This is a genomic window from Brevibacterium jeotgali (assembly GCF_900169175.1).
Lineage (GTDB): Bacteria > Actinomycetota > Actinomycetes > Actinomycetales > Brevibacteriaceae > Brevibacterium > Brevibacterium jeotgali.
Genome location: NZ_FXZM01000004.1, coordinates 284,444 through 290,715 on the forward strand (window position 1 = coordinate 284,444; position 6,272 = coordinate 290,715).

The 6,272-nt window shown below is 67.5% G+C and carries 4 protein-coding genes; 2 read left to right on the forward strand and 2 right to left on the reverse strand.

The window, feature by feature from the left end; all coding sequences use genetic code 11:
- Positions 1–79: 79 nt before the first annotated feature.
- Both BJEO58_RS05955 and BJEO58_RS14945 read left to right on the forward strand, forming a co-directional pair.
- Positions 80–1,318, forward strand: a complete 1,239-nt coding sequence (locus BJEO58_RS05955; protein ID WP_101588554.1) for an acyl-CoA dehydrogenase family protein — start codon at positions 80–82, stop codon at positions 1,316–1,318.
- 1,932 nt (positions 1,319–3,250) lie between these two features.
- Complete coding sequence (locus BJEO58_RS14945; protein WP_505541478.1) at positions 3,251–4,174, forward strand: helix-turn-helix domain-containing protein; 924 nt, start codon at positions 3,251–3,253, stop codon at positions 4,172–4,174.
- Between the two features lie 182 nt (positions 4,175–4,356).
- On the opposite strand, the gene BJEO58_RS05975 is transcribed toward BJEO58_RS14945, so the two are convergent.
- Together BJEO58_RS05975 and BJEO58_RS05980 are read right to left on the reverse strand one after the other, a co-directional pair.
- The gene (locus BJEO58_RS05975; protein WP_101588558.1) at positions 4,357–4,872 is read right to left on the reverse strand and encodes a flavin reductase family protein; all 516 of its coding nucleotides are present in this window, start codon (positions 4,870–4,872) and stop codon (positions 4,357–4,359) included.
- A gap of 50 nt (positions 4,873–4,922) precedes the next feature.
- Positions 4,923–6,023, reverse strand: a complete 1,101-nt coding sequence (locus tag BJEO58_RS05980) for an LLM class flavin-dependent oxidoreductase (RefSeq protein WP_101588559.1) — start codon at positions 6,021–6,023, stop codon at positions 4,923–4,925.
- Positions 6,024–6,272 lie beyond the last annotated feature (249 nt).

The window sequence follows — 6,272 nt, forward strand, 5'->3', positions numbered from 1 at the left end:
TGCAGACACAGCAGACACAGCCGTACTCAGACAGCCGGACACCGCCGTACCCAGACAGTCGTACACAGAAGGAGAGATCATGACCGATCAGCTGAACGCGATGCCCGTGAGACCGGACGTCGATACCCTGGACCTGCGCCCCTCGGAGCGTGCGCTCGAGCTGCGCGAGGAGCTCGTCGACTTCATGCACACGAGTGTGTTCCCCGCAGAGGCCGAGTACGACGCGTACCGGGCGGAGCGCGACCCGCGCGACGGGTCCGTGCCTCCTGTCATTGAGGCCCTCAAGGCCGAGGCCAAGTCGCGCGGACTGTGGAACCTCTTCCTGCCGTCCGCATCGGCCATCAGCCAGCTCGACTACGCGGGGCTCGCGGAGATCACCGGTTGGAGCCTCCACCTGGCTCCGGAGGCCACGAACGGTCAGGCGCCGGACACCGGCAACATGGAGCTGCTCCACATGTTCGCCACGGAGGACCAGAAGAAGCAGTGGCTGCAGCCGCTGCTGGACGGTGAGATCCGCTCAGCGTTCGCGATGACGGAGCCGGCTGTCGCGAGCTCGGATGCGACGAACATCGAGACGACGATCCGCCGCGAGGGCGACGAGTACGTCATCTCCGGCCGGAAGTGGTGGACGTCCGGCGCGAAGGACCCGCGCTGCAAGATCATGATCGTCATGGGCAAGACCGATGTGGATGCGGAGAAGCACCGGCAGCAGTCGATGATCCTCGTGCCGATGGACACCCCCGGGGTGAAGGTCGTGCGCGATCTTCCGGTCATGGGCCACCACGACCAGCACGGGCACTGCGAGGTCGAGTTCGACGATGTCCGCGTGCCCGCGGCGAACCTCCTCGACGCGGAGGGATCCGGCTTCGCGCTCGCCCAAGCGCGCCTGGGCCCGGGTCGCATCCACCACTGCATGCGTGCGCTGGGCGCGGCGGAGCGGGCGCTGTCGCTGCTCGTCGACCGGGCACAGAGCCGGATCGCGTTCGGCAAGCCGCTCGCGGAGCAGGGCGGAGTCCAGCAGGACATCGCCGAATCGCGCATCGCGATCGATCAGGCGCGACTGCTGTGCCAGCATGCCGCGCGCACGATCGACATGCATGGCAACAAGGCGGCTGCCGGGCTCATCTCTGCCGCGAAGGTCGCCGTCCCGCGTGCCACTCTGCAGGTCATCGACCGTGCCATCCAGGTCCACGGCGGTGCGGGTGTGAGCGACGACGTGCCGCTGGCCGCGATGTACGGCTGGCACCGCGCGATGCGGATCTTCGACGGTCCGGACGAGGTGCACCTGCGCACGCTCGCCAAGCGCGAGCTGCGCTGACCACGAGCTGCGCTGAGTACGAGGTGCCGAGGCGGGGGAGACGACCCGCGCCTCGGCACCTCACCCGCTCGTCGCTGTGGAATCCCACGCGTCGAGGAACGCCTGCTCCCACCCGCGAGGCGTGCGGTCGGCACCCGCGAGGCGTGCGGTCGGCACCCGCGAGGCGTGCGGTCGGCACCCGCGAGCCTGTTCGCGGCCTCCTGCGCGGTGCCGTCCGCGGTGGAGGTGAACGCCAGATGGTCGTCATCGACGAAGATGATCTCCGCCGTGCCGTCCCACCCTGCGGTGCGCAGCGCGCTCACGAGGACGGTGCGACCGTCGTCGCTGCGCGGGTCGGGGCCTGTCGACCGGTCGAGACGGATCCGCAGGTCTGCCGCGTGCGAGATCTCCTCGACGTCGACGGAGGTGAAGCCGGCCTCCCAGAGTGACGCGACGAGTCCGACGTGGTCCGGCCAGTCTGCGGCGCGGAAGACGGAGCCGGTCCCCGCTCCGTGGGTGTGCTGCACCGTGACCTCTGCGCCGGTTTCCAGCGGCCAGTCCGGCGAGGAGACGATCTGTGCCGCTGTGCGCAGTTCGTCCGCGTTGTCAGCGTGGGCGGTGAGAGTGTCGTCCACGGCATCCGCCGAGGTCGTCGTCACGTGTGCATCGGCGAGTGCCTCGAGGGCGTCCGCAGCATCATCCAGGTCACCGGAGCCGCCGGGTCCGTCGATCGAGAGCCCCGAGGCGGCCTCGACGGTGAACGTGCCGAGCGCGTCCTCTTCGACATGCTCGAGAAGCGTCCGCTGGGCGGGGATCGCGTCTGCGTCCGCGGCGACTGCGAGCTCACCGGCCGCGACGACGGGGGTGCGGTCTGTGTCGGGTCGGCTGTGTTCGTGTTCCGGGTCGTCCTGGACTTCCTGGTCGTTCGAGCCGCCGGCGCCGTGAGCGCCGTCGGAATCGTCGACGGTGATCTCCGCCCTCGTGATCGTGGCGCCCGCGTCGGCGGCGGCTTCGTGAAGAGTTCGGACGGCGTCGACGGTTCCTCGAGCGCCGAGGTCCAGCCGGTACTGCGGGTCGCCGCCACCGGAGTCCACTGTCTCGACCCGTACGACTCCACTGTCCGGTTCGGTCTCAGAAGTGGTGGTCTCCACCGCCTCCTCGGCCCATGCGCGCATGTCGGTCTCATCGTCGAGTTCGATCTTCGTCGCGCCGCCGATCTCACCGAGGTCTCCGGCACGCACATCCGGGAGGGTGAGGAGTAGGGGCAGGGCACCGAGGTCGATGTTCTCCGGGTCCGGGACGCAGACGCAGTCCGTCCCACGGCGGACCGGGACCTCGCCGGTGTACGGACCGCTCGTCATCGTGACGAGCGGTGCGCCGTCGGGATAGCGGTGGTCGTTGACGAGTGCGAGGGCCTCGCTCCCGGTCGTGCGGAGGGACTGAGCATCCGCGTCCTCGTCGAGTGCGACGGCCAAGGCGGTGGCGTCCGCGTCCTCGTCGTGGACTTCGTCCGCGGTCAGGTGCGGGCCGTCGACCGAGGTGACGGCAGGCAGGGCGCGCAGGGCCTCGGCGATCGTCCCGTAGTCGGAGGCGGGCCGATCATCGGCGAGGCCGCAGCCCGTCGCGACGAGCAGCAGCGCGCCGATCGCGGCGACGAGGGCGGGGGAGCGACGGGTCGGCATGCGTTCATTGTGCGGGCGTCAGCGAGCCTGGGACCTCCGCAGGTGTCGCAATGCCCGCACGATTGTGCCGGAACGGGAACGGGCCAGCTGGGGCTATCCGGCGCGCACTCCGGGCAGATCAGAGATGGCGATCGACCATGATCACGAGGGAGTCTTCGTCGCACACTGCGCGTTCGGTCTGGGCAGATGTTCAGAATCTGCACATGAGGATCGGGGAGCTCCACCAGGGACTAGGATCGCATTCACGCAATGGGGCGCAGCGGAGGTGCAGATGGAGCAGGAAGCCGCAGTGGTCGGAGAGTCACTGCGTCGGATCGTGCTGCGCGTCCTTGAGAGAAATCGCAGTGAGCTTGAGGCAACCACGAGCTGGGTCGCGTTCGCCGATGCGAACGGTCTCGTTTCTGTCGAATGGTCGTCGGATCCAAGGATTGAGCGCGAGATGCGTGCGATCGCGCTGGGAGCCGGTGCGGAGCTCGACACAGACGCGGCGGGTAGGAACGGTATCGGAACGGCACTCCGACTGGGAACCTCATCGTTCGTCCGTGGCGCCGACCACGATGACGAGAGGTTCTTCGACCTTGTATGTGCTGCCAGTCCCGTGCTCCACCCGGTGAATTCGTCCGTGTGCGGGGTCATAAATGTGACCGGGCATCTCAAAGCCTCGCACTCGCACGTAGCTCTCGCGCTCAAGCTCATCGTCTCCCAGATCCGGGGCGAGCTGGTCCGGGCCACCCCGCCGCGTCCGCTGCGTCTGGCCGACGCGCACCGGCGTCTCACCGCGCACATGCCCAACGCAGTGGCGACGTTCGACGAGAACACCCTCATCGCAGAGGATGCGCTGACCCCTCAGCTCGCGACTGTCAACCGAAGAGAGCTGTGGGAATCACTGTCGACCTTGTCCGTCACTGCGAAGGAGATGGTGTTGCCCACAGGCCATCGCGTGCGGGTTGTGCCGGTGACGAAGGGGACCTGGTCGCACGGTGCGTCTGCGGTCTTCGACATTTCGCGTGCGAACGCCGTCGATGCCGTAGGACACGATGGTGACGGAGGACCGCTCACTCTGCTCGAGGAGGCAGAACGCAGCGTCATCGCGTCTGTGCTCCGGCAGTCCGGCGGCAACAAGTCCGACGCGGCCGAGCGCCTCGGGCTGTCTCGCGGCACACTGTACGCACGCATTCGCCGCTACCGTCTCTGACGCCTCGTCGACTCGGAGGGCTCTCCGTCTTTCGACGCCTCTCCAACGCACCGCTCATCGCCTGCGCGCGTCATCGCACGCGCGCGACAGCGCAGGTCACTCGACACAACGGATCGGGGGCCGTCGGTGCACGACCCCCGATCCGCCTCACCGTCCTCTGCTCACGCGGCGGGCTCTCGGTCTCAGACCGCGATCTGCGAGGCAGTGCCGAGCGAGTGCCACGCCCTGCTGTGGTAGACGAGGGGCGGTTCGGCCGCGGCATCGGGTTCAGTATGCCGACCTCCGATCTCCTCGCCCTCGACCATGAACAGGGTCCCGCCTGCCGCCGGCAGGGTTCCGGTGATGCGACCGCGGATCCACGCGGCGGCGGCCGTGAAGAGTGGCTCGCCCGTCGGAAGCCGCCGCCACAGGCTCGTGTCCGCGAACCGATCGACGCCGCTCGTTGCGCCCAGTTGAGCGAGATCGAGCTGACGCGAGCTGAGCAGGTGAACGACGATCGTCTCAGCGCGCAGCAGCGTCGGCGTGCTCGACGACCGTGTGGACGCGGAGAAGGCGACCGTCGGCGGGTCCGCATCCACTGAGCAGACGGAGGTGGCTGTCATCGCGACCGGGCCGTCGCCCGCATCAGCCGTGACGAGTGCGACTCCAGCGGGGTGATTGCGAAACGCCGTGACGAACTGCTGTGTGAGTGCATTCATGACTTGCTCCTTGTGTGAGAAGACTGCCTGCCTGATCTGGGTGTGTCGGCTCAGACTGGGGCGCCGACCGGTGCGTCCACACGTGGGGCGACCTCGGTGGCGAGCAGGCGCATCGACTCCTGCTCGTACACCTCGTGCGCCGGGTTGGAACCATCGAGCATGGTCGTGAGCAGGGTGCCGAATGGTGCCCTCTCCCGGACCTCGGAGATCTGCTGTGCGACCGTCTCCGGCGACCCGAGGATCACCATGTCCTCGATGAGGTCATCAACGGTGACAGCCGCGTCATCCTTGCCGGTGCCGTTCATGACGGCGCCGGCGCCGAGCCCGTGGAACAGGTTCCACAGGTAGTGGAAGTAATGGAAATTCGGGCCGGCCGGGTCGAAGGCTCTCTCGCGCGCCTCTTCATCGGTGGGGGCGACGAGGACGTTGCGCGCCACGCGCCAGTTCTCACCGGTGGGCTCCTCGCCGCGCTCGCCGTAACCTTCGACGATCTTGTCCCAGTGGGAGTGAACGGTCGACAGGGGGACGAAGTTGGCCGACATCGGGATCCAGCCCTGCACAATGGCCTGCTTCACGCTGTTCGATGCCGGAGACATCGCGGTCGCGGCGATCGGCGGGTGGGGGCGTTGGAATGGCTTGATGGGCTGGCCGATGCTCAGCTCCGCGTTCACCGTCTCGTCGATGGAGAACGGGTAGTGCTTGCCGGTGAAGTGGAACGGCGCGGTGCCCGTCCACAGCTCCTTGATGATCGAGACAGACTCGATCATGCGCTCGTTGCGCTCCTGGCCGTCCATGACGCCGAAGGCTTCCCAGTCGCTTGCCAGACCGCCCTGGCCGACGCCCCAGATGAAGCGTCCGCGGGCCATGTTGTCGAATTGTGCGACTGTCGCGGCGGCCATCGCGGGGTGGTACATCGGCAGGGCAGTGACTCCACTGCCCAACGTGATGTTCTTCGTCCGGTGGATGACGGAGGCCATCAGCATGAGGGGTGAGGCGACAGGCTCGGTCGCACACGTCTGGTGCTCGCCGATGAACGCTTCGGCATAGCCGAGCTCGTCCGCCAGGATGATCCTGTTCGCGTCTGATTCGTAGGCCTCGGCCAGCGAGACGTCGGCGGGATGGATCGGCATTCCGAAGAGTCCGAGTTTCATGATTCCTGTACCTTTCGTGGGGGTCGGCAGCAGTGCTGCGTGCGCTGGAACCGGGGAGGGCCCAGCGGCTGCGTCGACCTCGTGCCCGTCTTTGAGCCGAGGTCTACGGTGTGAAGCAGTTGTGAATCGCCCCGGGTTTAATGGAGACATCGATAACCCGGAAGGATGGGCGGCATGGTCGCACCACGAAAGTACCCCGACGAGCTACGCGAGCGAGCCACGAGGATGGCGATCGATGCGCGCAAAGAT

Excerpts from the sequence above, each read along its gene's own strand:
- BJEO58_RS14945 (WP_505541478.1), top strand. The coding sequence starts at position 3,251 with ATGGAGCAGGAAGCCGCAGTGGTCGGAGAGTCACTGCGTCGGATCGTG.
- BJEO58_RS05955 (WP_101588554.1), top strand. The coding sequence starts at position 80 with ATGACCGATCAGCTGAACGCGATGCCCGTGAGACCGGACGTCGATACC.
- BJEO58_RS05975 (WP_101588558.1), bottom strand. The coding sequence starts at position 4,872 with ATGAATGCACTCACACAGCAGTTCGTCACGGCGTTTCGCAATCACCCC.
- BJEO58_RS05980 (WP_101588559.1), bottom strand. The coding sequence starts at position 6,023 with ATGAAACTCGGACTCTTCGGAATGCCGATCCATCCCGCCGACGTCTCG.